The organism is Nocardia thailandica NBRC 100428 (genome assembly GCF_000308795.1).
GTDB classification, from domain to species: domain Bacteria; phylum Actinomycetota; class Actinomycetes; order Mycobacteriales; family Mycobacteriaceae; genus Nocardia; species Nocardia thailandica.
On sequence record NZ_BAGK01000306.1, the window covers coordinates 14,499 to 39,465 of the forward strand.

Consider the following 24,967-nt stretch of genomic DNA (forward strand, 5'->3'; position numbering starts at 1 on the left):
GGACCCCCGCGGCGGAGGACAGTGGGTATGTCCGGTGGTGCCACCGGGGCATCACCCTTACCCGGGTAGGAGGTGGCCCGTGTACGCACGTTCGACCACGTTCGCGGCCCAGCGGTCGTCGATCGACAACGGGGTCGCGTTTCTGCGCAACGAACTGATGGCACGCCTGCCGGAGATCGACGGGTGGGTCGGTATGTCACTGATGATGGACCGGCAGTCCGGTCGCTGTATCGCCACGACCGCGTGGGACTCCGAGGACACGCTGCTGGCGAGCCGCCCCCGCATCGAGTCGCTGCGCGACGGACTCGCGCTGGCGCTCAACGGGCCGGTCGAGAAAGTCGAGGAATGGGAGGTCGCGGTCATGCACCGCGATCATCTGGCCGGCGCGAGCGCCTGCACCCGGTGCACCTGGGTCCGGATGGATCCCGCGCGGGTCGACCGGGCGATCGAGACGTTCAAGACCATGTTGCTGCCGGAACTGGAGAAGATCGAGGGATTCCGCAGCGCGAGCCTGTTCGTCGACCGGGCGAGCGGGCGCGGTGTCGGCTCCACGGTCTGGGCCGGCCGGGAGGAACTGGAGAGCAGCCGCGAGCAGACCGACCGGATTCGCACGGTCGTGACCGGGAACATGGGCGCCGAGGTGCTCGAGGTCGCGGAATTCCGGCTCGGTTTCGCGCACCTGCGCGTCCCCGAATTGGTCTGAGCGGGTCCGGAATCCGGCCGGGAGGCGACTCCCGGCCGGATCGCGGTATTCCGGATCACCGACCCGCGCGTATCTCGGCCCCGGCGGTGCCGAACGGATTGTCGATCACATATCGCCAGCGTCCGTCGTTCCCGCGGCGGGCGACATCGGTGGCGGTTCCCCGCAACCGGACCGGGATTCCGGCGGGATCGGTGCCCGCGATGTCCCAGTCCACGATCAGCAGGGCGACGTCGTCGGCGACGTAGGTGTGCCGGGGCCGCACCCGGATGGGCAGGCCGAGGGCGAGGAACCCGGCCGTCGCGTCCCGCAGGGCGGTCCCGGTGACGGGACGGCCGGGCTCGGGCACGAACACCGCGTCGTCGGTGTAGACCCCGGCGACGGCGGCGGCGTCGCCGGTGTTGAAGCGCGCGGCGAACACCGCCGCGTGTTGCCGGGGATCGGTGGTCAGGGCGATGGTGGACGGGTGCCGAGAACTGTTCTGCTCCATGACCACAGCGAACCCCGCCCGCGCGTGGGCAACCAAACGGTGACCGACGCGGAGTGGGACGGCGAACTCGTCCCCGACGCGCGGGGCCGCACCCGGGCACCGGCGCCGGAGTGCCCGGTCGAGGTGGCGCTCGCGGCCGTCTCCGGGCGCTGGACGACGCTGGTGCTGCGCGAGCTGCTGGGCGGCCCGCGCTCCTTCGGCGAGCTGCGCGACCTGCTGCCCACCCTGAGCGCCAAGGTCCTCACCGACCGGCTGCGGGAACTGCAGGCGCGCGGCCTGGTGGAACGGCGCGCGCTGCCGGGATTCCCGGTGCGGACGAGTTACGCGCCCACCGCCCGTGGCCACGCGCTCCGGCCGCTGCTGATCGAGCTCTACCGGACCGGAGGCGAGCTGATGGACACGCCCTGACCCGGCCGCCGCGGTGGCGATCGCCGGGTCGGGCAGGGTGGGGCGGTTAGGTTGGAGCGCGACGCCGAACCACCGTCCGGACCGCACCGTCAGGCAAGGGAGCTTCGATGACGAGCAGAGCCGATCTCACCGCCCTGCCCCTGCGCGATCGCGCCGCGCTGGGCAGCGGCGCCGACTTCTGGACGACCAAGGCCCTCGGCCCGGTGGCCTCGGTGATGCTGACCGACGGCCCGCACGGCGTGCGGCGCCAGAGCGGTGCCACCGACCATCTCGGCCTGGCGGGCAGCCTGCCCGCGACCTGCTTCCCGCCCGCCGTCGCGCTGGGTCAGAGCTTCGACGCCGCGCTGGCCGAGCGGGTCGGGCGCGCGCTCGGCTGCGAGGCGCGGGCGCTGGAGGTCGACGTGCTGCTCGGCCCCGGGATCAACATCAAGCGGGATCCGCGCGGCGGCCGCAACTTCGAGTACTACTCGGAGGATCCGGTCCTGACCGGACTGCTCGGCGCGGCGTGGGTGCGCGGCCTGCAGAGCGTCGGGGTGGGCGCCTCGCTCAAACACTTCGCGGCCAACAACGCCGAATTCGACCGGATGCGGATCAGCGCCGACATCGACCCGCGCACCCTGCGCGAGATCTACCTGCGCGCCTTCGCCCACATCGTGCGCACCGCGGCGCCGTGGACGGTGATGTGCTCCTACAACCGGATCAACGGCGTCTACGCCTCCCGGAACCACTGGCTGCTCACCGAACTCCTGCGCGAGGAATGGGGGTTCGACGGCCTCGTGGTCTCGGACTGGGGCGCGGTGGACGACCGCCCCGCCGCGGTCGCCGCCGGGCTCGATCTCGAGATGCCCGGCGGCGGCGACGGGGACGCGCGGGTGGTGGCCGCGGTGACCGAGGGCTCGCTCGACGAGGCCGACGTCGACCGCGCCGCGGGCCGGGTCGCCGACCTGGCCGAGCGGGTGGCGCGCGGCCGCGCGATCGAGGTTCCCGAGTTCTCCGACACCGAGCACCACCGCCTGGCCCGTGAGGTCGCCGCGCGATGTGTGGTGCTGCTGCGCAACGACGGTGACCTGCTGCCGCTGGCGCCGGGCAGGTCGCTGGCGGTCATCGGCGCCTTCGCCGCCGAGCCCCGCTATCAGGGCGGCGGCAGCTCCCACGTGAACCCGACCCACCTGGACGTGCCCGTCGACGAGATCAGGGCGCTCGCCGGCGACGCCGCGGTGTCCTACAGCCGCGGATTCGGTGCCGCCGAGGGCGAGGACCCGGCCGCGCTGCGCGCCGAGGCGGTGGCCGCGGCCGCGGCGGCCGAGGTCGCGGTGGTGTTCCTCGGCCTGGCCGAGAGCCAGGAGTCGGAGGGGTTCGACCGGACCGACATCGACCTGCCCGCGGACCAGATCGACCTGCTGACCGCCGTGCTCGACGTGCGACCCGACACCGTGGTCGTGCTCTCGCACGGCGGGGTGCTGCGGCCGCCGCCGGTCGTGGCGCCCGCCGTCCTCGACGGCGCCCTGCTCGGGCAGGCCGGGGGCGGCGCGCTGGCCGACGTGCTGTTCGGCGTGGTGAACCCCTCCGGGCGGCTGGCCGAGACCGTCCCGCTGCGGTTGCAGGACGTGCCGGCCTATCCCTGGTTCCCCGGCGAGCACGGGCACGCCCGCTACGGCGAGGGGTTGTTCGTCGGCTACCGCTGGTACGACATCCGCGAGGCGGCGGTGGCCTTTCCCTTCGGGCACGGCCTGTCCTACACGAGCTTCGGCTACTCCGGGCTGACGCTGACCGAGGCGGACTCGGCGATCACGGTGCGCCTCGACGTCACCAACACCGGCGCGCGGGCAGGTCGCGAGGTCGTGCAGATCTACACCGGCGTGCCCGGTTCGGCGCTCGCACGGCCGATCCGGGAACTGAAGGCGGTCGCGGTCACCGCCGATCTGGAACCCGGTGCGCGCGAGAGCGTCTCGCTCACCATTGCCCGCGACGACCTCGCCTGCTGGGACACCCGGACCGACCGGTGGCTGGTCGAGCCCGGCACCTACCGGGTGTGGGCGGGGGCGTCGAGCCGCGACCTGCGCGCCGAGGCCGAGATCGCACTGACCGGTGACGCGGTGCGCCTGCCGATCACCGCGAACTCCACCCTGGGCGAAGCCCTCGCCGACCCGGCCGCCGCGGCGATCCTGGCCGAAGCGTTCGGCGCGCCCGGGCCCGACGGCGGCGCGGCCCTCGGCGTCGACGTGCTGAAACTGATCGCGTCGGTGCCGCTGGGCCGCCTGGCGAACTTCGGTGTCGCCCCCGACCGGCTCGCGGCGCTCTACGACCGCTGACGGCACGCGCCCCGCAGCGCGAGGCGGCCCCGGGGCGCGCGGCGGGAGCCCTACTTCACCAGGACGGGAGCCGGGTCCTCGGCGGGCGCGTCCGCGGCCGTCGCGGTGACGCCCCTGCCCGGGATGAACGCCGCGACCAGACCGGCCAGCAGCGAGGCGCCCGCCGCGAGCCAGAACGCCGTGGCGAACGCCGAATCCGCGGGCAGGCGCGTGCCCGCGACGACGCCGCCCGCCAGCACCGACGCCGCGACCTGGGAGCCGATCGACGACCCGACCGAGCGGATCAGGGCGTTGACCCCGGTGCTCTCGGCCGTCTTCTCCGCGGGCACGGCGGCCATGATCAGGTTGGGCATGGCGGCCATGCCGAGGCCGATGCCGACGAAGGTCACCACGGTGAACCCGACGACCGCGCCCCGGGATCCGTGCGCCACGGCCAGGGCGGCGAAGCCGAGGGCGGCGATCACGGCCCCGGCGACCAGCGGCACCGCCGCCGGGACGCGGGTCACGAGCCGCCCGGTGACCACCGCCGCCAGCAGCATGGCGATCGACCCCGGGATCATCAGCAGGCCCGAACCCGTCGCGTCGAGGCCGAATCCGTAGTCGCCGGTGTCGGGGGTCTGGGCGAGCTGGGGGACGAGCGAGAAGACCGCGAACATGCCCGCGCCGAAGAGCAGCATGGCGATGTTGGTGATCAGGACGGCGGGCCTGCGCAGCACCCGCATGTCGATGAGCGGTTCGCGGGTGCGGTTCTCGACGACCACGAAGCCGGCCAGCACGAGCAGGCCGCCGGCGAGGAGGCCGAGGGTGCGCGCGTCGGTCCAGCCCCAGCTCGAACCCCGGCTCAGCGCGAGCAGCGGCATGGTCAGGCCGACGCCGAGCAGCGCGATCCCGGCGACGTCGATGCGCCCGGACGCGGCCGGATGCCGTTCGGGCACCCGCAGCACGCCCAGCAGCGCGATCACCGACATGATGGCGCCGGACCAGAAGACCCACTGCCAGGAGAGGTTGTCGATCAGCAGGCCGCCGATGAGCAGGCCCCCGCCCGCGCCGATCCCGGCGAGCGCGGAGATCAGACCCAGTGCGCCGCCGCGCTTCTCGGCGGGGAACGTGTCACCGATGATGCCGTAGCAGAGCGGGAAGATGCCGCCGCCCGCGCCCTGGACGACCCGCGCGGCCACCAGCACCCAGATCGAGGGCGCGAGCGCGCCGACCACGCTGCCGAGCGCGAACAGTCCCAGCGCCACCACCAGCAGCTTCTTCTTGCCGTACATGTCGCCGAGGCGGCCGAAGACCGGGGTGAGGATGGCCGCGGAGATCAGGTAGGCGGTCAGCACCCAGCCGACGTCGGTGGTGCTCGCGCCCAGTTCGTGCCCGAGGATCATCACCCCGGGCACGATCGCGGTCTGCGCGAGCGCGAACGCGGCGGCGGCCAGCGCCAGGAACAGCAGGTCGACGCCGAGGTGGTGCCCGGCGGCGGGAGCTCCGGGCTCCCGGGTCGTCTGATCGGTCATGTCGTCGTCACGCCTCGATCCGGTGTGGAGGTTGTGCCATGCAAGTGGACCCTACCGTCCACATGTCTCCATAGTGGACCCAGGGGTCCGATTCGCGCGGCGGTTTCGGCCGTGACGGAGGCCACGCGGCCGGCCCGGGGCGCGCCGGATGCCCGCGATCGCTGTCCGATTCGGCACAATCGCAGGGTGACTTCCCCCGAACACCCCGTGCTCGCCACCGACGACGTCGACTGGTCGAGCAAGCGATCGGACGCGCGGCGCAACCACGAACGCGTGGTGGCCGCGGCGGTGGAGGTGTTCGCCGAGTACGGCATCGACGCGACCATCCCGCAGGTCGCCGAGCGCGCCGGGGTCGGCAAGGCGACCGTGTACCGCAGCTTTCCCACCAAGGACGCCCTGGTGCAGGCGGTCGCGCAGTACCAGCGCGCCTGGTTCCACCGGCGCGGACTCGCCGCGCTCGACCAGCTGGAGGCGGGCGGCGACCCGCTCACCATCCTCGAGGACATGCTCCACGACACCGTCGACCGGCTCGCCGACGACCGGGCCCTCGCCGAGGCGCTGCCCGCGACCGCGCCGGAGCCACGGCCCGGCGAGGAGTCGCTGCAGCCGATCATCGCCGCGGGTCAGGCGCGGGGCGAGATCCGCCCGGACGTGACCTCCCAGCACGTGCGGGTGCTGCTGGGCGGCGTGGCCGGCAGCCTGTTCCGTCAGCAGGAACGCGATCCCGCGCAGTGGCGGATCTACGCCGACCTGATCCTCAACGCGCTGAAGGTCCGGGGCTGAAACGCAGGACCACCTCGGCCGAGGCGGGCCGGGTCCGGCAGGCAAGGACCCGGCCCGCGGCCAGATCGTCGGCGGAGATCGCCGACAGCGGGTCGGGGTCCATCGCGACCTCGCCGTGCTCGACCGTGTACAGGCAGGTGCCGCAGGACCCGCCCAGACAGGAGTAGGGCAGGTCCTCGCGTACGCGGACCGCCGCCGGGAGCACGTACCCGTCGGCGGGCATGGTGAAGACGAGGTCGTCGCCGTAGCCGGTCAGGGTCACCCGCGCCGGTGGGGCGGCGGCCGGGCCCGCGGCGGGAGCGGGGTCGCGGGAGTCGAAGAACTCCACGCGCACCCGGTCGCGGGGACGCCGCGGGCCGCGAGCGCGTCGGCCACCGCCCGCGACAACGCCTCCGGGCCGCACAGAAGCCACAGGTCGGCCTCGACGCCGGCGACGGCGGCCGGGTCGAGGCGTCCGTGCCGGTAGCCGAGGCCGTCCGTCGCGGCGGGCAGCTGGGCGGCACGCGAGAGGTGGTGGGTGACGCGCAGGCGGTCCGGGAATCGCGCGGCGAGCGCCGAGAGCCGATGCGCGAGCATGATCCCGGGCTCGTCGCGGCTGCCGTAGTGCAGGGTGAACGTCGCGGCGGGATCGGTGCGCAGGACGTCCTCCGCGATCGACAGGATCGGGGTGATCCCGCTGCCCGCGGCGACGGCGGCGAGGTGCCGGCCGATGCCGGGGGCGCCGAAGCCGCCCGTCGGCTCGGACACGTGCAGGACGGTGCCCGCCCGCAACCGGTCGACGGCGAATCCGGAGAACGCCCCGCCGGGCTGCCGCTTCACCGCGATCCGCACCCGGCCGTCCCCCGGAGCGGTGTAGAGCGAGTAACTGCGGCGGATCGTCCGGCCGTCCACGACGCCGCGGATGATCACGTGCTGGCCCGCGGTGAACCCGAACCGATCGGTGAGGCGGGGCGGAATCGCGAATTCGACGAGCGCGCGGTCGGCGCCCTCGCGCGTCACCGACGACACCGTCAGCGCGTGGAAACCGCGCGCGGGCCCGGGCGGCAGTGGATCGAATCCGACGTCACCGGCGTCCCGCGCGGGTCGCACCCGGTCGAGCCCGGCGGCGAGGCAGGCCCCGAGCGCGCGGGCGACCACGGCGGGACCGGCGAGCGCCGACGGGCGGTCGAGCAGGCCTGCGACGCGGGCGATCCGGCGGCTGACCAGTGCGTCGCGGCTGCCGACCGCCATCGCGACCCGGGCCAACCCACTCGCCGCGCGCTGCGCGCGATCGGCGCCCACGTGCGGCATGGACAGGTCGAACAGGCGGGTGATCAGCCAGGCGTCGTCGATCGCGCCCGCGCTCGCGGCGAAGAAGCGGCGCGCGAGATCGTCGTCGCCCCCGGCCAGTGCCTCGCGCAGGCACAGCGCCTGCACCGAGGAGATCGTCATACCCTGACCGAACGCGGGACTGAAACTGCAGACGGCGTCGCCGCAGACCAGCAGTCCGCGCGGGAATCGGTCGAGACGTTCGTAGCGGCGCCGCAGGTTGGCCGGGTAGCGGTAGGTGCTGATCGGGCCGAGAGGTTCGGCGTCGAGCAGGGCCCGGCCCACGTCCGGGGGTGCGACCGAGGCCGCGAAACGCCAGAAGCCCTCGGTGTCTGTCGGCGGATGGTCCTCGCCGTAGCCGATCAGTGTCAGCAGGTGCCTGCCGTTCTCGATCGCGAACAGGGCGAGGCCGCGCGCGGGATCCTGGTTCGCGACGATGATCTCTTTGTCGCGCGGCGGCACGGGCAGCCGCAGCGGACGGCTGGCGTACATCATGTCGATGCGCACGCCCTCCTCGGCGGGTCGCTCGTAGCCGAGGGCGTCGAGCCAGTCACCGACCGGTCCGTGCCTGCCCAGGCAGCTCACCACGAGGTTCGCGGACAGGCTGATTCGCCCGGCGGGGGAGTCGGCGTCGACGCCGGTGACCGTGGCGGCGTCCGGCCCGGTGAGCAGCCCGAGCACCGCGTGTCGGTCGAGGATCTCGACGTTGTCCAGGGCCCGCACCCGCTGTCGCACCCGCCATTCCAGCAGCGGCCGGCTCGCCTGCAGCAGGGTGTAGCCGCCGTCGGACCGCGCCAGGGTGTGGCCGGAGACGGTCATCCGCATCTCGTCGAGCGCGCGCACATCGACCGCGCCGTCGGCGCGCAGCTCGGCGGTGATGCCGGGGAACAGGGCCTCGAGATTGCGCGTGCCGCGGGCGAGCAGGGCGTGCACATGGCGGCCCTGCGGCACGCCGCGCCGGTCGCCGGGGGTCGACAGGTCGTCGCGTTCGAGCACCGTCACTCGCGCGAAGGACTCGCTCAGGACGCGGGCCGCCAGCAGCCCGCCCATGCTCGCGCCCAGGACGACGGCGTGCTGCCGCAGGCCCGTTTCGTCGGCTGTCATCGGCCACCTCTCGACACCGTTGTCCGGGTATCGACCGCGTCCGCCGGACGCCGCTGAACTGATACCGTATGCCAATCTAGTCTCAGATTGCAGACGATGTAAACCCGCATCGGATGCCCTGGTGTCGGCCCGTCGCCACTCCGGGATAGAAAGGGACATGCCCTCACCCACGAGATCTTCGGACGCCCTGCGGGACGCGGCGCTGGCGCTGATCGCCGAGCGCGGTCTCACCACGCTCACCCTCGCCGCGGTCGCCGAGCGGGCCGAGGTCTCCCGGGCGACCGCCTACCGGGAGTTCGGTGACAAGGACGGCATGATCGCCGCGATCGGCCGGGCCGAGATCGCCCGGATGGTCGCGGCGGCCTACGCCGAGGTCGACGTGTTCGGTCCGGTCGCCGAGACCGTGCGCGCGGTCACGCTGTTCGCGTTGTCCTACCTGCGGCGGCACGCGGCGTTCGAGTATCTGTGCAGGCACGAGCCCGCGTGGCTGCTCGGCATCGCGGTCGCGCCGGGCGAGGGCGGGAGCGAACTCGCCCTGGTCCGCACCGTCGCCGCGCTGGCGGCGCCGGTCGTCGCCCTGCGCGGCGGCGACGACCTCGCGCTGCCCGCCACCGAAGCCGCCGAGGTCGTCGTGCGGATCGTGCTGTCGCACGCGCTCATCCGCGACAGCGGCCTGACCGACGAGCAGGTGGCCGAGACGGCGGTCCGTGCGGTCGTCCGGTCGGGCTGAGATCATTTCGTCTCTCGGTATCAGCTGGTCGACCCGGTAATCCGCCCTCCGCCGTCCGAAAGGCGACTGCCTCGCCGGGCCCCGTCGAGGTTGCGCCCGCGACACGTTCTCGCGTTGCGCCTCGCGCCGCTCCTCGGGCGTTACGGTGTGTCACCGCTTCACGAGAACCGATGCCGTAGCCCTGATCAGCTCGCGACAGAGGAGCGCTGTGAGACACGACCCGGGTGATCGCCGCAGGTGGCCGCAGGTGGGGCGCCTGGTGAAACCGCTGGCGCCACTGGCCGTCACGGTCCTGTTCGCCGCCGGGTGCGGCATCACCGTGGAGGATCTGCCGCTCCCCGAGCCGGGCGCGGGCGCCGACACCTACACCCTGCACGCCGAGTTCGAGAACGCGCTGAACCTGCCCGACCAGGCGAAGGTGAAGATCGGCGGCTCCGATGTCGGGGTGGTCAGCGCGATCACGACCCGGAACTTCGTGGCCGTGATCGACATGCAGATCCGCACCGACATCGTGCTGCCCAAGGGCAGCACGGCCGAACTGCGCCAGGCCACGCCGCTGGGCGACGTGTTCGTCGCGCTCTCGGAACCGCGCACCGCCAGCGGCGCCGGGCGGCTCGAGGACGGTGACACCCTGACCCTGGCCTCCACCTCGGCGGGCGCCAGCGTGGAGGAACTGCTGATCTCGGTGTCGATGCTGTTCAACGGCGGCGGGGTGTCCAGCCTGAGCAGGCTCGGCACCGAGCTCGGCGCGATCCTGAAGGGCCAGGGCGGGAACCTGGCCCACCTGATCACCGAATTGACCGGCGTGATCGGCGAACTCAACGCCAACAGCGCCCGCATCGACAGTGTGCTCACCGAGTTCGACACCCTGGCGAACACGATCGACGACAGCAAGGTACAGCTCGGTCAGGTCGCCGACACCCTGCCGCAGGCGATCGGCGCGATCGCGGAGAATACCGACGCCATCACCGATCTGCTGGCGAAGGTCTCGGTCGCCAGTGCCGCGGTCGGCGACTACTCCGCCACGACCGGCGATCAGCTCTCGTCGCTGCTGACCAGCCTGACCGACCTGATGAACGCGCTCGCCGCCTCCGGGGACAGCTTCGGCTACACCATGGAGCAGCTGCACCTGATCCGCCCCGGCGCGGACGCGAGCCTGCGCGGCAAGAGCCTGTCGGTGTTCGCCACCCTCACCAACCTCGACATCGGTCTGCTGACCGACCCCGAGCACAGCCGGTTCTACACGCTGGCCGACGTCAACGATCTCGTCGGCACCTTCATCCAGGTGCTCCAGGTCGTCCAGGGTCGGCTGAACCCGCGCTAGGTGTAGCCGGACGGCGGCCCGCCGCGTACCATCCCTGACAGTACCGTTGACCGTACCCGATGGTATGGAAGTGCGTGGGGTCGTGCCACGCCCGAGAAGGGGTGGTGGATGGACCACACACTGGGCCGCCGCGCGCTGCTGCGCGGCGCGAGCGTCGGAGCGGCGGCGCTGGCGCTGACGTCGGGTGGCGGGCGCGCGGGTGGCGGGCCCGCGAGCCCGCTGGTCTTCCGTTCCCCCGCGCTGACACCGTTCGTGGACGAACTGCCCCGGCCGCCGGTCGTCTCGGGGCGGTCGCTCGAGCTGGTCGCGGCGTCGACCACCCACCGCTTCCACCGCGACCTGCCGCCGTCGCCCGCCTTCGGCTACGCCGGCATGAGCTATCTGGGCCCGACCATCGAGCACCGCGCCGGCACGCCGCTGACGGTGACGCTCACCAACGACCTGGGCCCCCACCCGTTCTCGGCCGACCTCGACGTCACCGTGCACGGCGTGCACGACGCCTACCGGCACGCGCCGCCGACGGTGCTGCACCTGCACGGCGGGGTCACCCCGCCCGCCGCCGACGGCCACCCCGAGCAGCTGGTGCACCCGGGCGGGCGGTCGGTGCACGACTATCCGTTCGGCCAGCACGCGGCCGGACTCTGGTACCACGATCACGCGATGGGCATCACCCGCGCGAACGTGTACGCGGGGCTGGCGGGCACGGTCCTGTTGCGCGACGCGTACGACACGGGCGCGGCGGACAACCCCGTCGGCCTGCCCGCGGGCGAGTACGAGGTGCCGCTGGTGCTGCAGGAGAAGATCTTCCGGCCCGACGGCCGTCAGAGCCTGCGCACCACGCCGGTGGTGCCCGAGGGTTCCTGGGAGGGCGGCGGGGTCGGCGACGTCGGGGTGGTCAACGGCAAGGTCTGGCCGCAACTGGACGTGGACCGGGGGCTGTACCGGTTCCGGGTCCTCAACGCCGCGTCCTACAGCGTCTGGAATCTGTTCCTCGGCAACCGGATGCGGTTCTGGGTCGTCGGCACCGATCACGGGCTGCTCGACGCCCCGGTCCCGGTGACCGAATTCCTGCTGGCGCCCGGCGAGCGCGCCGACCTGCTTGTCGACTTCGCCGGCCTGGCGCCGGGGGAGACCGTCGAGCTGCGCAACGACCTCGCGCCGCCGTTCCAGGCCGCGGTCCTGGGCGAGGTGGCGATGACGCTGTTCTGCCGGTTCCGCGTCCGCGACCGGGTCGGCTTCGCCGGGCCGGTGCCGGAGCGATTGCGCGGCGGGCCGGGACTGCCCGCCGCCCTTCCGGTCCCGGAGTCGCCGGTGGCGACCCGCACCGTGACGCTGAGCCAGCCCTACGAGGCGCGGATGCCGCCCTCGATCATGACGCTGAACAACCTGCGCTACGCCGACGACGACATCGAGACACCCCGCCAGGGCGCCGTCGAGGTGTGGAACATCGTCAACATCACCCCCGACCCGCATCCGGTGCACCTGCACCTGGTCACCTTCCGGGTGCTCGACCGCGCCCCGCTGCGCACCGTGGAGTACCAGCTCGCGCATCCGCAGCCGCCGGTCGGGACCCGCTGGGCGCCGGACCCGCGCGCGTTCCTGGCGGGCCCGCCGGTACCCGCCGCGGCCTGGGAGGCGGGGTGGAAGGACGTGGTGCGCGTCGACGGGGGCACGGTCACCCGGATCGTCGTCCGGTTCCCGACCGCGGGCGAGCTCGGGTTCGATCCGGACGCGCCGTTCCCCCGGGCGACGGCGGGCCACGAGCACGCGGCGCACGGCGCGGGGGAGCTACGCGGCTATGTCTGGCACTGCCACATCCTCGATCACGAGGACCACGACATGATGCTGCGCCTGCGGTTCGTGCCGTGAACGTCCCACCGGGCGGGCCGTGGGCCGCGCGCGGCCCACGCGGCGTGAGAGCGTGAACGACCGGTACCCATCGATCGAGGAGGTCGCCGCGGATGCGGGGCATCAACCACATCGTCCTGTTCGTCGCGGATCTGCCGCGCAGCGTCGCGTTCTACACCGAGGTGCTCGGATTCGAGCCGCTCGCCGAGGGTTTCCCCGGCGGCGCGTTCCTTCGCTGCGCGGGCTCGGCCAACGACCACGACCTCGGGCTCTTCCAGGCGCGGGGTCCCGCCGCGGGTCCGGCCGGCTCGGTGGGGCTGTACCACGTCGCGTGGGAGGTCGACACCCTCGCCGACCTGGCCGCGGTGGCCGAGCGGCTGGCGGGCGCGGACGCGCTCACGGGGGCGGGCGACCACGGTTCGACCAAGGCGGTGTACGCCCGCGACCCCGACGGCCTCGAGTTCGAGGTCTGCTGGCTCGTCCCCGACGAGCACGTGGTCGAGGCCTTGGCGCCGGGCACGTCGCTGACCGGGCCCCTCGACCTCGCCGCGGAGATCGCCCGCTACGGCGCCGACACTCCCGGCGGCCCGCGCACCGACCCGGCGGTGTGGGCACGGGTGGCCGCCCGGCGGGGTGGGACCTCCTGATCGCCGAGATCGGTGTTCCACTGAGCGGGAGAAGTTTTTACACCGTCAGATCGGGCGTGGTTACTGTCGGAGCCGAACCGAGCGAGACGAGGTGCCCATGACAGAACCCACCGGGGACGACGCGACGCTGCTGCGGCGTGTCCAGGCGCTCGAGGACCGCTGGCAGATCCTCGAGCTGCTGGCCTCCTACGGACCCGCGGTCGACAGCGGATCGGCCGACACCGCCGCGCGGGTCTGGACCGAGGACGGCGTCTACGACGTGGACACCGGCGCGCTGCACGGCCGTGACGCGCTGCGCGCGATGGTGCGCGGTGACGCGCACCAGCACTTCATCGGCAACGGGTCCGCCCACCTGCTCGGCCTGCCCCACGTGGTCGTCGACGGCGACCGCGCGGTCGCCGTCGGGCACTCCCAGCTGGTGCTCAAGGAGCCGGGCACGGCCGCCGAGTTCACCGTCGCCCGCATCACCGCCAACCGATGGGAGCTGGTGCGCACCGAGGCGGGCTGGAAGGTCGAGCGGCGGACCGCGCGGCTGCTCGACGGCAGGCCCGAGGCGCGTGCCCTGCTCGGCGGCGACGAAGCGCGGGGCTGAGCCGTGGACGTCGCGAAATACGGTCCGTGGGCGGTGATCGCGGGCGGGTCCGAGGGCGTCGGCGCGGAATTCGCCCGGCAGCTGGCCGAGCGCGGGTTCGACCTGGTGTTGCTGGCCCGCACGGAAGAACCGCTGGCGGCCACCGCCGCGGCCTGCCGGGCGCACGGGGTCACGGTGCGCACGCTCGCGGTCGACCTGCTCGCCCCCGACGCGGTCGCGCGCATCGCCGAGATCACCGACGGGCTCACCGTCGGCCTGCTCATCTACAACGCGGGGGCCAACACCTATCGCCACGAGTTCGTCACCGGGGAGTTCGACCGCTTCCGGGACGTCATCGACCTCAACGTCACCGTGCCGCTGCGACTGGTTCAGCACTTCGGCGCGCCCATGCGCGCGCGCCGTCGCGGCGGCATCGTGCTGGTCGGCTCGCTCAGCGGGTATCTCGGCGCCGCCCGGATCGGGGTCTACGCCGCGGCCAAGGCGTTCGCGCGGACCTTCGCCGAGGGGCTGTGGCTGGAGATGCGCGACCACGACGTGGACGTGCTGGAACTGGTGCTCGGGGTCACGCGCACCCCGGCCATGGAGCGGGCCGGGTTGACGCTGGACGCGCCCGGGATGCGGGTCTCCGACCCGCGCGACGTCGCGGCGCAGGGCCTGGCGAGCCTGGCCGACGGCCCGGTCGTCGTCGTCCGCGAGTTCGCCGCCGCGGCCGAGCGTGCCTGTGGCCCCGACCGTTCCGCGCTGCTGCTCGGCGCCCGCGCGGGCGCGCGCCGGTTGCTCGGCCCGCCGGACCCCGGGGACACCCCGTGATGCGGATCGGCATCGACACCCCGATCGTCACCCGCGTGCCCGGCGCGCACAGCGCGTGGGAGGAGACCGCGGGCATCGCCGAGCTGGCCCGCGTCGCCGTCGCCGCGGACCGGCTCGGCTTCCACCACCTGACCTGCAGCGAACACGTCGCCGTTCCCGCCGACGCCGCCGAGGTCCGCGGTGCCACGTACTGGGACCCCCTCGCGACGCTGGGATACCTGGCCGCGCGTACCGAACGGATCCGCCTGGCCACCAAGGTGCTGGTGCTCGGCTATCACCACCCGCTCGCGATCGCCAAACGCTACGGCACCCTCGACACGGTCAGCGGCGGTCGGCTGATCCTCGGCCTCGGTGTGGGATCGCTGCGCGAGGAATTCGCGCTGCTCGACGCCGCGTTCGCGGACCGGGGCGCCCGCGCCGACGACGCCCTGCGCGCCCTGCGCGCGGCGCTGTCGGAGCGGAAACCGCACTACGAGGGCGCCTTCCACCGGTTCTCCGGCATGATCGTCGACCCCCACGCGGCGCAGGGCCGCGTCCCGCTGTGGATCGGTGGCCGCACCGCGCGCTCGCTGCGCCGGGCGTGCGAGCTCGCCGACGGGTGGACCCCGTTCGGCCTGGCACCCGAGGCCGTCGCGGCCATGCTGGCCCGTCACGACCTGCCCGCCGGTTTCGAGGTCGCCCTCTCGACCGGACCGCTCGACCCGCTCGGCGACCGCGCGGGCACGCGGGCGCGACTCGAGGGGCTGGCGCGGGCGGGGGCCACGGTGGCGGGCGTCGCGCTGGCGGCCTCCTCGGCCGGACACTACTGCGATCAGCTCGCCGCCCTGGCCGACCTCGCCGCGGACGGCGGCCTGTTCGGCTGAGCGCGGTCAGTCCGTGGCCGTCGCCGGGGTCACCACGTCCATCCAGCGCAGCATCCGGTCGACCGAGTCGGCGCAGTCGCCGTGCGCGCCGGACTCGGCCCACTCGACCAGGGCGGCGAACGTCGCGCCCTGATACGCGGTGGCCAGCGCGCGGCAGATGGCCGCGGGCGCGTCCGGCAGCCGCTGGGCGAAATAGCCCGCGAGCGTGTCGATCCAGGGCCGGTAGACCTGCGGCGCGGTCGCCGCGAGCTCGGGCTCGGAGGAGATCAGCCGCAGCCAGTCCGGGGCCAGCTCGTGGATGCGGGGGTCGTGGGAGACCGACTCGACGATCGCGGCCCGCACGACCACCGCCACCGGCTCGTCGCCGGCGGCGCGCGTGAGCACCTCCCGTAACCGGTCCGTGGCGGGCGCGACCCCGAGCCAGGCGATGTCGGCCCGGGAGGAGAAGTGCCGCAACAGGGTTCGGGTGCTGACGCCGGTGGCCTCGGCCAGTTCGCTCCAGCCCGTGCCCGCGAACCCGCGTTCGGACCACAGGCGCAGCGCGCCGGTGGCGACCGCGCGGGTGTCCAGGACGGAGGGGCGGCCGGGGCGGCGGGGTACGGGCCGGGTCACCGCGAAAGCCAAACAGTTTTGGCGAAGTGTGTCAATATTGCGCGGAGTCGATCGACGGGCAGTGGAGAGCGGGCGAGACAGTGGGTGTGTACGTCGTGACCGGAGCGGCGTCCGGGATGGGCCGGGCCGTGGTCGGCAAGCTGCGCGCCGCCGGGCACACGGTGGTCGGCGTCGACCTGCGCGACGCCGAGGTCGTGGCGGATCTGTCCACGCCCGGGGGCCGGAGCGCGGCGGTGGCCGGGGTCCTCGCGGTGTCGGGCGGGCGCCTCGACGGCGCGGTGCTCGCCGCCGGAGTCGGCCCGACTCCCGGCGCGGGGCAGGCGCGGCTGATCCTCGAGGTGAACTATCGCGGCGTGGTCGAGCTGCTCGAGGGCTGGCGCGCGGCCCTGGCCGCGGCGCACGAGGCCAAGGTCGTCGTCTTCGGCAGCAACTCCGCGACCACCACCCCGGCGATCCCCGCGCGCGCCGTGCGGGCGCTGCTGGCGGACCGGCCCGACCGGGCACTGCGGGCGCTGCGGCTGTTCGGGCGCAACGCGCCCTCGATCGCCTACGGCACGTCCAAGATCGCGGTGACCCGCTGGGCGCGGCGGCGGGCGGTGAGCGCCGACTGGGCCGGGGCGGGCATCCGGCTCAACGTCCTCGCTCCCGGCGCCGTGCTGACGCCGCTGCTCGAGAAGCAGCTCGCGACGCCGGCCGAGGCCCGGCTGATCCGCCGCTTCCCGGTGCCGATCGGCGGGTTCGGCGATCCCGGGCACCTCGCGGACTGGGCGGTGTTCATGCTCTCGGACTCGGCCCGATTCCTCTGCGGCAGCGTGGTCTTCGTCGACGGGGGCAGCGACGCCTTGTTCCGGGCCGACGACTGGCCGCGCAAGGTCCCGTGGCGCGCGCTGCCGGGCTATCTGCGCCGGTTCCGTGGTTCCGGCACGGGCGGTGCGGCGTGACCGGGCCGATCAGCCGGCCGGGTTCAGGGTGTTGGCGTTGATGCGGCCCAGGATCGCCACGGCCCGGGTGAGCACCGTGATGTCCTCGGTGGAGAACTCGCACAACCGCTCGGTCAGCCAGGTCTCGCGCGCGTCGGATTCCTCCGCGACCGCGGCGCGGCCCGCCTCGGTGATGTCCACGATGCTCTGGCGGCCGTCGGTGGGATGCGGGCGCCGGGCGACCAGCTCCATGGCGGTGAGCGAACCGACCACCCGCGTCATCGACGGCGGCTGCACCCGTTCCCGGCCCGCCAGGCGGCCCAGCGTCATCGCGCCCTCGCGCGCCAGCGTCGTCAGCGCCGACACCTCCGGTAAGGACAGGCGCTGTTCGGTTCGCCTGCCCCGCAGGTGGCGCGAGAGCCGGACCGCGGTCAGGGCGAGCTCGCCGGCGAGCGCGGGGACGTTCGAGGATGCAGTCATAGCTATGAACTTTACGAACAGAACGGCCGCAGGGTCACACATCGGCTTGCCGACTCGTCGGCGGAACACTGTCACGTCACGAAACAGGAGATAACAGAATGGATTTCGTCAACTCGTCCGCGCTGGTCACCGGCGGCGCCTCGGGCCTCGGCCTGGCGACCGTGCGGGAACTGCACGCCAAGGGCGCCAAGGTCGTCATCGTGGACCTGCCCTCGTCCAACGGCGCGGCCATCGCGAAGGAGCTGGGTGACGGCGCCGCGTTCGCGCCCGCGGACGTGACCGACGAGGCCGCGGTGTCGGCCGCCCTCGACGTGGCCGAGTCGCTGGCCCCGCTGCGCATCGTGGTGAACTGCGCGGGCATCGGCAACGCGATCAAGACGGTCGGCAAGAAGGGCGCGTTCCCGCTGGCCGACTTCACCAAGATCATCAATGTGAACCTGGTCGGCACGTTCAACGTCATCCGGCTCGCCGCCGAGCGCATCGCGGCCACCGAACCGGTCGGCGAGGAGCGCGGCGTCATCGTCAACACCGCCTCGGTCGCCGCCTTCGACGGCCAGATCGGCCAGGCCGCCTACTCCGCGTCCAAGGGCGGCATCGTCGGCATGACCCTGCCGATCGCGCGCGACCTGGCGAGCCTGAAGATCCGCGTCGTCACCATCGCGCCCGGCCTGTTCCGGACCCCGCTGTTCGAGACCCTGCCGGAGGAGGCCCTGCAGTCCCTCGGCGCGCAGGTGCCGCACCCGTCGCGCCTGGGGCAGCCCGCCGAGTACGCCGCCCTGGCCCGCCACATCGTGGAGAACCCGATGATCAACGGCGAGACCATCCGTCTCGACGGCGCCATCCGCATGGCGCCGCGCTGATCCCGCGGTGTCGGAGGCATCCGGCCGGGCGCGCATCCCGGCCGGATGCGGGCCCGCGGGCGCGGGATCGCGCCCGCGAGCATCCGGGACCCGATCATCCCGCCGCGCTGCGCATGTCGGCGCCGGTTCCTAGAATCCCCGCGTGACGCTCACCCTCGCCGACCTCGTCGGCTACACCGACCGCGCGCTCGACGCCGACCTGGCCCGCTGGTTCCCCGACGCCGAACCCGTCGTCGTGCCCGCCTCGACCCGCCCGGTGGCGCCGTTCCTCGCCCGCCTCGCCCCCGCGCACGCGGCCGCGCTCGCCGCCTTCGACCGGCGCGTGCGCTCGGGCCGCCTGCCGCGGTTCCTCGACATCTTCGACTGGTCCTACGGTTTCGACTTCGCCGGCAACGACTGCGGCCTGCTCGACGCGGACTACACCACCGAGCTCACCGACGACGACGGGTTCTCCATCGGCGCCGACGGCGGCGGCAATCTCTACGTGGTGCTCACCGGCGGGCAGGTCGCGGTGTGGTTCCACGAGGAGGAGGTGCTCGAGGGCGGCACCCGCTTCGACAACCTCGACGTCTTCCTCTGGTCCGTCGTGCGCTACCGCGCGGTGCGCGCGGGCCGGCTCGACTTCGCCGAGGTCGCCGCCGATTTCACCGCGCTCGGCCAGGACGGCGCGCTGGACGAGGAGCTGGGCCTGGTGCGGCTGATGCGCTGACCGGCACGGTTCACCACCATCCGACGATCGGCCGCAGCGCCCGGCCGAGCGGCCCCGCCAGCGACCGGGAGTAGCTGGCCGACAGGTGGTGCTCGTCGTGGTAGATGAGGACGTTGCCGGCCGCGACCGGGCACCGGTCGGGTTCGCACACCGCGTCGCTGAGGTCGATCGGGAACACGTTGGGGAACCCGGCGGCGGGCTCGGTCAGCGGATTGCGCGGGGAGAGCGCGTCCTCGCGCCGCATGCCGCAGCCGACGGGATCCCCGCCGCCTGCCAGGCAGTCGACGGCCTTGTAGCGGACGGTCCCGCGGCGCAGCCACGGGGTGTCGCGGACCGCGAGCACGTTGAGGCCCCGCTCCGACAGCGCGGCCCAGACCGCGAGATAGTCGTCGGGAGTCTCGTCGCCGCCCTCGTCGCGGGGGCGTGAGCCGGTGGTGAAGACCCAGTCGGGGCGGTCGGCGGCGAGCCGGTCGAGGACCTCGGCCGACCAGTCGCGACAGTCGGGGTTGGCCTCGCCCTTGTACATCGCGTCCGCGGCGAGGGTGAGCGGGCAGCCCATCTTGAGGTACACGGTGATGCGGAAGGACCGCTCGGCGGCGAGCACCTGCAACGCGGGCAGCCAGTGCTCGGCGTGGGAACTGCCCGCCAGGGCGATGGTGCGTTCGGCCTCGGGGTCCCCGTACACGCAGGTGACCACCGCGCGGGTGTCCCAGTCGGCGATGCAGCCGTCGGCGGTGGGCGGGGGGATGTCGGTGGCGGCCTCGAAGACGGTGGGGCGCAACGGCGCCGCGGGCACCACACCGCCGGAGGCCAGGGCCTCGGCGCCCGGGTACAGGTCCTGTTCCAGCGCGCCCGCGGTCTGCGTCCGACCGCTCGGCAGGACGGCGAACTGCCAGGCGCTCGACGCCGCCACCACCCCGACGGTGAGCACGGCGGGCAGCCACCGGGACGCGCGGCGCACCCACCCGCCGGTCGCGGTCGCGGACCGGAACGGGGTCTCGACCCAGCGGTGCGTCGCCCAGGCCAACGCCAGCGACACCGCGACGATCCCCGCGCCGTCGATCGAACCCGCCTGCGCGGAACCGGTCTCGGAGAGGTAGAAGATCAGGACCGGCCAGTGCCACAGGTACAGCGGGTAGGCGATCTCGCCGAGCGTGCGCGGCACGGGACCGCCGAGCAGGCGTGCCGTGGGGACCGGCCGGTCGTCGGCGCCCGCGCCCGCCAGGATCACCGCGAGCGCCGCCCCCACCGGCAGCAGCGCGGCCGGGCCGGGAAACCGGTTGGCGGCGTCGAGGATCAGCCATCCGCAGAGCACGATCGCCGCGACACCGACCGTGCCGAGGAACACGCGCACCGCGCGGGGGAGCCGGATCCACGGCAGCGCCAGCGCCAGCGCCGCGCCTGCGAGCAGTTCCCAGGCCCGCGCGAGGCTGTCGTAGTAGTTCCAGCCCTGGTGGGTCGCCAGCCCGGCACCGGCGTAGGCGAACGAGGCGGCCGCCGTGGCGGCGACCAGCGCGGCCGTCACCGCGCGCGGCGGCACGGCCGGGAACCACCGGCGGCAGGCGAGGGCGACCACGGCGACGACCGGCAGCGTCACGGCGTAGAACTGCACCTGCACCGACATCGACCACATGTGCTGCAGCGGGCTCACCGACGGGTCGGCCGCCAGATAGTCCGCCCAGGTCAGCGCCAGCTCCCAATTCTGCACCCACAGCAGCGAGGTCAGCACCTGCTCGCTGATCGCCGACCACTGGGTGTAGGGCCGTAGCGCGACCGTGGCGGCCAGGACCGCGGCCAGCACGACGACCATCGACGGCAGCAGCCGCCGCAGCGTGCGGGTGACCACCGGCCACCAGCGCGGGTCGGTCTCGCGCTCGGCGTGCCGGACCAGCATGCCGGTGAAGAAGAACCCCGACAGCACCAGGAACACGTCCACGCCGCCGGACACGCGCCCGAACCAGACGTGGAACACCACGACCAGCCCGATCGCCAGCCCGCGCAGCCCCTCCAGATCGCCTCGGAACCCGGGTTTCGCGGCGGCGGGGATCGGCGCCGCCGCCATCGGACGATCGTGAACTGTCTTCCGGTGAACGAGAGCTGGCCGATCCATGACCACTCTCTTACCACGCGGGTGTGTGCCCTACATATCGGGCGACGTCCGGCGAGCGGGCCCGGGACGCGGATGTGTCCGCGCGGCGCGGGCCGTCAAGCCCCACTGACGGCGGCCGGGCGCGGTCACGGGGCGGGTCGCCGCAGGTCCATCAGCGAACGAAGGTGTCCGCCGGTCGTTTTCGGTGAACAGTCTTGTACCCAAAGTGGGCCGCCACCGTGCGCCCGCTCCGGGCGGGGGTTACCGTCCGGTATCAATACCCTTCGGGTGCAAGAACTTTCGAGATGGTGAGGGTGCCATGACCTCGTCCGCCGCCGGGGACCGCACGCTGTTTCCCTCCCGCCTGCTCCCCGCGCCCATGCGCTGGCACGCCACCCGGGTCTCCTGGCGCGAATCCTGGCGCCACGCCGCCCAGATCGTGCCGCGCTGGCGCGACCGCACCCTGATCGACTACCTGGGCGCCGGGCTGCCCGGCCACGACGACGTCCTCGTGACCCGCCTGCCGTTCCAGCGGTTCGTCGTCGTGCGCAACCCCGAACTCGCCCGGCGCATCCTGGTCACCCACGTCGACAACTACTGCAAGAGCGCCGAATACGACATGATGGCGGTGACCTTCGGCCAGGGCCTGGTCACCGACACCGACGAGCAGCGCTACCAGCGCAACCGGCGCCTGGTCCAGCCGCTGTTCTCCCGCACCACCATCGAGCGCTTCGACGCGCCGATGGTCGCCGCCGCCGAGGAGACGGTGCGCCGGATCCGCGCCGCCGACGAGGACGGCCGCCCGGTCGACATCGGGGCCGAGATGAACCGTCTCACCCTGGACATCCTCGCGCGCACCATGTTCGGCACCGACCTGTCCGGGCCGATCGCCGAGATCGACCTGAAACGACTGCTCACCTACTTCGGCATCGGCTTCGCCACCAACGTCAGCCGGCCGCTGCGCGCGTTGTCGACCTGGGTGTCGCGGCGGGTCGAGGCCCCGGAACGGCAGCCGGGGTCCCGGCTGCCCATCCGCGCCATGCGCCTGCTGACCTGGATCACCGCGCCGCACATCATGGTCGAGCTGCGCCGGATCGAACGCGCCGTCGACGGTCTCGTCGCCGACCACCGGGCCGGCCGGATCACCGGCGAGGATCACCTGCTCGGCCTCCTCATGGCCGCGCGCGATCCCGAGACCGGGCACCGCTACAGCGACAGCGAGATCCACGACGAGCTCATGACCTTCATCGGCGCCGGCATGGAGTCGACCGCCACCGCCCTCACCTGGACCTGGAAGCTGCTCGCCGACCACCCGGCCGCGCGGTCGCGGATGCTCGACGAGATCGCCACCGTGCTGGCCGGGCGCGCGCCGCGGGCGGCCGACGTGGACGAGCTGGTGTGGACCGCGGCGGTGTTCCGCGAGGCCATGCGGCTGTACCCGCCGGTGGTCGGGCTGACCCGGGTCGCGCGCGCGGACGACGTGCTGGGCGGCTACCGGGTGAAGCGGGGGACCACGGTCATCGTGAGCATCCCCGGCGTGCACCTGAACCCGCGCGTGTGGGACGACGCGGGCACCTTCGATCCCACCCGCTACCTGCCGGGCAACCAGACCGCCGACCGGCGGCACGCGTCGCTGGCCTTCAGCGCGGGCAAGCGGATCTGCGTCGCGCAGGGCTTCGCGATGATGGAGGCCGTGCTGGCGCTGGCGACCATCGCCCAGGCCCTCGACCTCGACCCGGTCACCGACGAGCCGGTCCGCAGGCAGATGTCGTTCATCGGCGCGCCGGAGAAGCCGCTGCTGATGCAGGCCACCTTCCGTCACTGAATCCCGAATCACCCTGTTGCGCACCGAAACCGGTGCCCGTCACCGGAGGTCTTCCCGTGTCCGGATCCGCCGTGGACATCGCTGTCCGACCCGCCGTCCGCGCCGACCTGCCCCGCATGGTCGAGGTGCTCGATCGCGCGTTCCGCACCGACGACCCCTTCGGGGAGTACATGTTCCCCGACCCCGCCCGGCGCGCCCGCAACCATCCTCGCCTGACCCGGGCCATGATCCGCCACCAGTATCTGCCCGCGGGCGGCGCCCACGTCGCCACGGTGGACGGCCGGATCGTCGGCGCCAGCCTCGAACAGGGCCCGGACTACCGGTTCGGCCCGCTGCGCTACCTCGCCTCGATCCCGGAGTTCGTGTGGGCCATGGGCGCGGGCGGCCCGCGGGCGCTGGCCGTGGACGCCGCCATCGCGAAGCTCGCCCCCGGGCTGCCGCACGTCTTCGGCGTCACCCTCGGCGTCGATCCCGACCATCAGGGCACCGGCGCGGGATTCGCGCTGGCCCGCGCCTGCCTCGAGCGGGTGAGCGCGGCCCGGGTGCCGCTGCTCGGGCTGGCCAAGGACGGCAACGTCGCCTACTACCGCGGCTACGGTGCCCGCGTCGTCGGCCGGATCCGGCTCGGCCGCAAGGGACCCGAGGTCAACGTGCTGATGTGGCTGCCACCCGAGCCCGCCGGAACAGCCAACGCCCCCACCGCCTCCCCGAGGAGCTGAGCCATGTCCGCCATCGCCATCGTCGGGATCGGCTGCCGCTACGGCGGCGGCATCGACTCACCGGAGACGTTCTGGGACTTCGTGACCGGCCGCGGGGACGCGGTGACCGAGATCCCGGCCGACCGATGGGACGTCGACCGCCACTACGACCCGGACCGGCGCACCCCCGGCCGCATGTACACCCGCCGCGCCGCCTTCCTCACCGGCGACCCCTGGGCCTTCGACCCCGACTTCTTCGGCATCTCGCCCCGCGAGGCCACCGCGATGGACCCGCAGCAGCGGCTGATCCTCGAGGTCGCCTGGGAGGCGCTCGAGGACGCCGGCTCCGCCGCGCGCCCGGCCGCCGGGCCGGTCGGCGTCTATGTCGGCGCGTTCACCCTGGACCAGCTGGCGGTCGGGTTCACCGGCGCCGCGGTACCGCACATCGACCTGCACTCCTCGGCGGGCACGTCCTACACCATGCTGTCGAACCGGATCTCCTACGCGCTCGACCTCGGCGGCCCCAGCGTCACCGTCGACACCGCGTGCTCGTCGTCGCTGGTCGCGCTGCACCTGGCATGCCGGGCGATCGCCGACGGCGACTGCCGGGTCGCGCTGGCGGGCGGGGTCAACCTCATGCTCCAGCCGGGCACCTTCGTCTCCATGTGCAAGGGCGGCTTCCTCGCCGAGGACGGGCGCAGCAAGTCCTTCGGCGCCGGCGCCGACGGTTACGGGCGCGGCGAAGGCGCGGGCGTGGTCGTGCTCAAGGCCCTCGCCGACGCCGAGCGCGACGGCGACCGGGTGTACGCGGTGGTGGAGGCCACCGGATCCAACCAGGACGGGCGCACCACCGCGATCACCGTGCCCAACCCCGACGCCCAGGAGGAGCTGGCCCGCGCGGTCTGCCTGCGCTCGGGCATCGCCCCGGCCGACATCCACTACGTGGAGGCCCACGGCACCGGCACCCCCGTGGGCGACCCGCTCGAGCTGCGCGCCATCGGCCGGGCCTACGGCGCCGGCACCGGCCGCACGACGCCGCTGGCCTTCGGCTCGATCAAGGCGACCCTCGGGCACACCGAGGCCGCCGCGGGCATCGCGAGCGTGATCAAGGCCGCGCTGGCCCTCACCCATCGCACCCTGCCGCCCCAGGGGTGGGTCGACGAGGAGCTCAACCCCGACCTCGGGCTGGCCGAGCTGGGGCTCGAACTGCAACGCGACGCCCGGGCGATCGGACCCGAGGTCGCGCGGATGGCCGTGGCGGTCAACGGTTTCGGCTACGGGGGGACCAACGCCCACGCCGTGCTGGCCGAACACCGTCCCGCGAGCCCGCCGCCCGCGGCCGGG

At 73.5% G+C, this 24,967-nt stretch carries 24 protein-coding genes; 17 read left to right on the plus strand and 7 right to left on the minus strand.

What is annotated here, in order from left to right:
• The first annotated feature begins 79 nt into the window (after positions 1-79).
• Positions 80-703 (plus strand): hypothetical protein, encoded by a 624-nt coding sequence (locus tag ON36_RS30425; protein WP_043660988.1) that lies wholly within the window; start codon positions 80-82, stop codon positions 701-703.
• 55 nt (positions 704-758) lie between these two features.
• Here ON36_RS30425 and ON36_RS30430 read toward each other — a convergent pair whose 3' ends face one another.
• The gene (locus ON36_RS30430) at positions 759-1,190 is read right to left on the minus strand and encodes a YybH family protein (protein WP_043661028.1); all 432 of its coding nucleotides are present in this window, start codon (positions 1,188-1,190) and stop codon (positions 759-761) included.
• Positions 1,191-1,229: 39 nt separating this feature from the next.
• On the opposite strand from ON36_RS30430, the gene ON36_RS30435 reads away from it, so the two are divergent.
• Positions 1,230-1,598, plus strand: coding sequence for a winged helix-turn-helix transcriptional regulator (locus ON36_RS30435; RefSeq protein ID WP_218001261.1), 369 nt, complete (start codon positions 1,230-1,232; stop codon positions 1,596-1,598).
• 107 nt (positions 1,599-1,705) lie between these two features.
• A complete protein-coding gene (locus ON36_RS30440) occupies positions 1,706-3,910 on the plus strand; it encodes a glycoside hydrolase family 3 C-terminal domain-containing protein (RefSeq protein WP_043660992.1) in 2,205 nt (734 codons plus the stop codon).
• A gap of 50 nt (positions 3,911-3,960) precedes the next feature.
• Here ON36_RS30440 and ON36_RS30445 read toward each other — a convergent pair whose 3' ends face one another.
• Entirely contained in the window at positions 3,961-5,421 is a 1,461-nt protein-coding gene (locus ON36_RS30445; RefSeq protein WP_083885550.1) for an MFS transporter, read from the minus strand.
• 186 nt (positions 5,422-5,607) lie between these two features.
• Here ON36_RS30445 and ON36_RS30450 point away from each other — a divergent pair, with 186 nt between their 5' ends.
• On the plus strand, positions 5,608-6,204 hold the full coding sequence (locus ON36_RS30450; protein ID WP_245558268.1) for a TetR family transcriptional regulator: 597 nt from the start codon (positions 5,608-5,610) through the stop codon (positions 6,202-6,204).
• Here the strand turns inward: ON36_RS30450 and ON36_RS33150 are convergent.
• On the minus strand, positions 6,179-6,466 hold the full coding sequence (locus ON36_RS33150) for a 2Fe-2S iron-sulfur cluster binding domain-containing protein (RefSeq protein WP_169334757.1): 288 nt from the start codon (positions 6,464-6,466) through the stop codon (positions 6,179-6,181). The two genes, ON36_RS30450 and ON36_RS33150, sit on opposite strands and share 26 nt — an antisense overlap.
• Positions 6,463-8,616, minus strand: coding sequence for an FAD-dependent monooxygenase (locus ON36_RS33155; RefSeq protein WP_052314543.1), 2,154 nt, complete (start codon positions 8,614-8,616; stop codon positions 6,463-6,465). The genes ON36_RS33150 and ON36_RS33155 overlap by 4 nt, the downstream gene beginning before the upstream one ends.
• A gap of 157 nt (positions 8,617-8,773) precedes the next feature.
• Here ON36_RS33155 and ON36_RS30465 point away from each other — a divergent pair, with 157 nt between their 5' ends.
• The 7 genes from ON36_RS30465 (at position 8,774) to ON36_RS30495 (ending at position 15,430) form a co-directional block, all read left to right on the plus strand.
• On the plus strand, positions 8,774-9,346 hold the full coding sequence (locus ON36_RS30465; protein ID WP_043660996.1) for a TetR/AcrR family transcriptional regulator: 573 nt from the start codon (positions 8,774-8,776) through the stop codon (positions 9,344-9,346).
• A 247-nt stretch (positions 9,347-9,593) separates the two neighbouring features.
• Positions 9,594-10,670: an MCE family protein gene (locus ON36_RS30470; RefSeq protein WP_052314544.1), complete on the plus strand. Its 1,077-nt coding sequence runs from the start codon at positions 9,594-9,596 to the stop codon at positions 10,668-10,670.
• 108 nt (positions 10,671-10,778) lie between these two features.
• Positions 10,779-12,539, plus strand: coding sequence for a multicopper oxidase family protein (locus tag ON36_RS30475; RefSeq protein ID WP_043660997.1), 1,761 nt, complete (start codon positions 10,779-10,781; stop codon positions 12,537-12,539).
• A 92-nt stretch (positions 12,540-12,631) separates the two neighbouring features.
• The gene (locus ON36_RS30480; RefSeq protein ID WP_043660999.1) at positions 12,632-13,165 is read left to right on the plus strand and encodes a VOC family protein; all 534 of its coding nucleotides are present in this window, start codon (positions 12,632-12,634) and stop codon (positions 13,163-13,165) included.
• Between the two features lie 97 nt (positions 13,166-13,262).
• Positions 13,263-13,757 (plus strand): nuclear transport factor 2 family protein, encoded by a 495-nt coding sequence (locus ON36_RS30485; protein WP_043661001.1) that lies wholly within the window; start codon positions 13,263-13,265, stop codon positions 13,755-13,757.
• Between the two features lie 3 nt (positions 13,758-13,760).
• Positions 13,761-14,567 (plus strand): SDR family NAD(P)-dependent oxidoreductase, encoded by an 807-nt coding sequence (locus tag ON36_RS30490; protein WP_043661003.1) that lies wholly within the window; start codon positions 13,761-13,763, stop codon positions 14,565-14,567.
• Positions 14,567-15,430, plus strand: coding sequence for an LLM class F420-dependent oxidoreductase (locus ON36_RS30495; protein ID WP_043661005.1), 864 nt, complete (start codon positions 14,567-14,569; stop codon positions 15,428-15,430). The genes ON36_RS30490 and ON36_RS30495 overlap by 1 nt, the downstream gene beginning before the upstream one ends.
• 6 nt (positions 15,431-15,436) lie before the next feature.
• Here the strand turns inward: ON36_RS30495 and ON36_RS30500 are convergent, their stop codons facing one another.
• Complete coding sequence (locus tag ON36_RS30500) at positions 15,437-16,042, minus strand: TetR/AcrR family transcriptional regulator (protein ID WP_043661032.1); 606 nt, start codon at positions 16,040-16,042, stop codon at positions 15,437-15,439.
• Positions 16,043-16,122: 80 nt separating this feature from the next.
• Here ON36_RS30500 and ON36_RS30505 point away from each other — a divergent pair, with 80 nt between their 5' ends.
• Positions 16,123-16,983, plus strand: a complete 861-nt coding sequence (locus ON36_RS30505; protein ID WP_043661007.1) for an SDR family oxidoreductase — start codon at positions 16,123-16,125, stop codon at positions 16,981-16,983.
• A 9-nt stretch (positions 16,984-16,992) separates the two neighbouring features.
• Here ON36_RS30505 and ON36_RS30510 read toward each other — a convergent pair whose 3' ends face one another.
• The gene (locus ON36_RS30510; RefSeq protein ID WP_043661009.1) at positions 16,993-17,442 is read right to left on the minus strand and encodes a MarR family winged helix-turn-helix transcriptional regulator; all 450 of its coding nucleotides are present in this window, start codon (positions 17,440-17,442) and stop codon (positions 16,993-16,995) included.
• 98 nt (positions 17,443-17,540) lie between these two features.
• Here ON36_RS30510 and ON36_RS30515 point away from each other — a divergent pair, with 98 nt between their 5' ends.
• Positions 17,541-18,302, plus strand: coding sequence for a 3-hydroxyacyl-CoA dehydrogenase (locus ON36_RS30515; protein ID WP_043661011.1), 762 nt, complete (start codon positions 17,541-17,543; stop codon positions 18,300-18,302).
• Positions 18,303-18,444: 142 nt separating this feature from the next.
• Entirely contained in the window at positions 18,445-19,011 is a 567-nt protein-coding gene (locus ON36_RS30520; RefSeq protein ID WP_043661013.1) for a hypothetical protein, read from the plus strand.
• 10 nt (positions 19,012-19,021) lie between these two features.
• Here ON36_RS30520 and ON36_RS30525 read toward each other — a convergent pair whose 3' ends face one another.
• Complete coding sequence (locus tag ON36_RS30525) at positions 19,022-21,073, minus strand: acyltransferase family protein (RefSeq protein ID WP_043661015.1); 2,052 nt, start codon at positions 21,071-21,073, stop codon at positions 19,022-19,024.
• A 346-nt stretch (positions 21,074-21,419) separates the two neighbouring features.
• Between ON36_RS30525 and ON36_RS30530 the strand changes: the two genes are divergently transcribed.
• From ON36_RS30530 to ON36_RS30540, 3 genes are all read left to right on the plus strand, one after another.
• Positions 21,420-22,925 (plus strand): cytochrome P450, encoded by a 1,506-nt coding sequence (locus ON36_RS30530; protein ID WP_043661017.1) that lies wholly within the window; start codon positions 21,420-21,422, stop codon positions 22,923-22,925.
• A gap of 71 nt (positions 22,926-22,996) precedes the next feature.
• On the plus strand, positions 22,997-23,644 hold the full coding sequence (locus tag ON36_RS30535) for a GNAT family N-acetyltransferase (RefSeq protein WP_157225087.1): 648 nt from the start codon (positions 22,997-22,999) through the stop codon (positions 23,642-23,644).
• A 3-nt stretch (positions 23,645-23,647) separates the two neighbouring features.
• Positions 23,648-24,967, plus strand: a 1,320-nt coding sequence (locus ON36_RS30540) for a beta-ketoacyl [acyl carrier protein] synthase domain-containing protein (RefSeq protein ID WP_043661020.1), incomplete at its 3' end; no start/stop codon positions are given.

Bases quoted from the DNA above. Each gene is read 5' to 3' on its own strand.
- ON36_RS30430 (WP_043661028.1), bottom strand. From the start codon at position 1,190: ATGGAGCAGAACAGTTCTCGGCACCCGTCCACCATCGCCCTGACCACC.
- ON36_RS30440 (WP_043660992.1), top strand. From the start codon at position 1,706: ATGACGAGCAGAGCCGATCTCACCGCCCTGCCCCTGCGCGATCGCGCC.
- ON36_RS30445 (WP_083885550.1), bottom strand. From the start codon at position 5,421: ATGACCGATCAGACGACCCGGGAGCCCGGAGCTCCCGCCGCCGGGCAC.
- ON36_RS33155 (WP_052314543.1), bottom strand. From the start codon at position 8,616: ATGACAGCCGACGAAACGGGCCTGCGGCAGCACGCCGTCGTCCTGGGC.
- ON36_RS30465 (WP_043660996.1), top strand. From the start codon at position 8,774: ATGCCCTCACCCACGAGATCTTCGGACGCCCTGCGGGACGCGGCGCTG.
- ON36_RS30475 (WP_043660997.1), top strand. From the start codon at position 10,779: ATGGACCACACACTGGGCCGCCGCGCGCTGCTGCGCGGCGCGAGCGTC.
- ON36_RS30480 (WP_043660999.1), top strand. From the start codon at position 12,632: ATGCGGGGCATCAACCACATCGTCCTGTTCGTCGCGGATCTGCCGCGC.
- ON36_RS30485 (WP_043661001.1), top strand. From the start codon at position 13,263: ATGACAGAACCCACCGGGGACGACGCGACGCTGCTGCGGCGTGTCCAG.
- ON36_RS30495 (WP_043661005.1), top strand. From the start codon at position 14,567: ATGCGGATCGGCATCGACACCCCGATCGTCACCCGCGTGCCCGGCGCG.
- ON36_RS30510 (WP_043661009.1), bottom strand. From the start codon at position 17,442: ATGACTGCATCCTCGAACGTCCCCGCGCTCGCCGGCGAGCTCGCCCTG.
- ON36_RS30515 (WP_043661011.1), top strand. From the start codon at position 17,541: ATGGATTTCGTCAACTCGTCCGCGCTGGTCACCGGCGGCGCCTCGGGC.
- ON36_RS30525 (WP_043661015.1), bottom strand. From the start codon at position 21,073: ATGGCGGCGGCGCCGATCCCCGCCGCCGCGAAACCCGGGTTCCGAGGC.
- ON36_RS30530 (WP_043661017.1), top strand. From the start codon at position 21,420: ATGACCTCGTCCGCCGCCGGGGACCGCACGCTGTTTCCCTCCCGCCTG.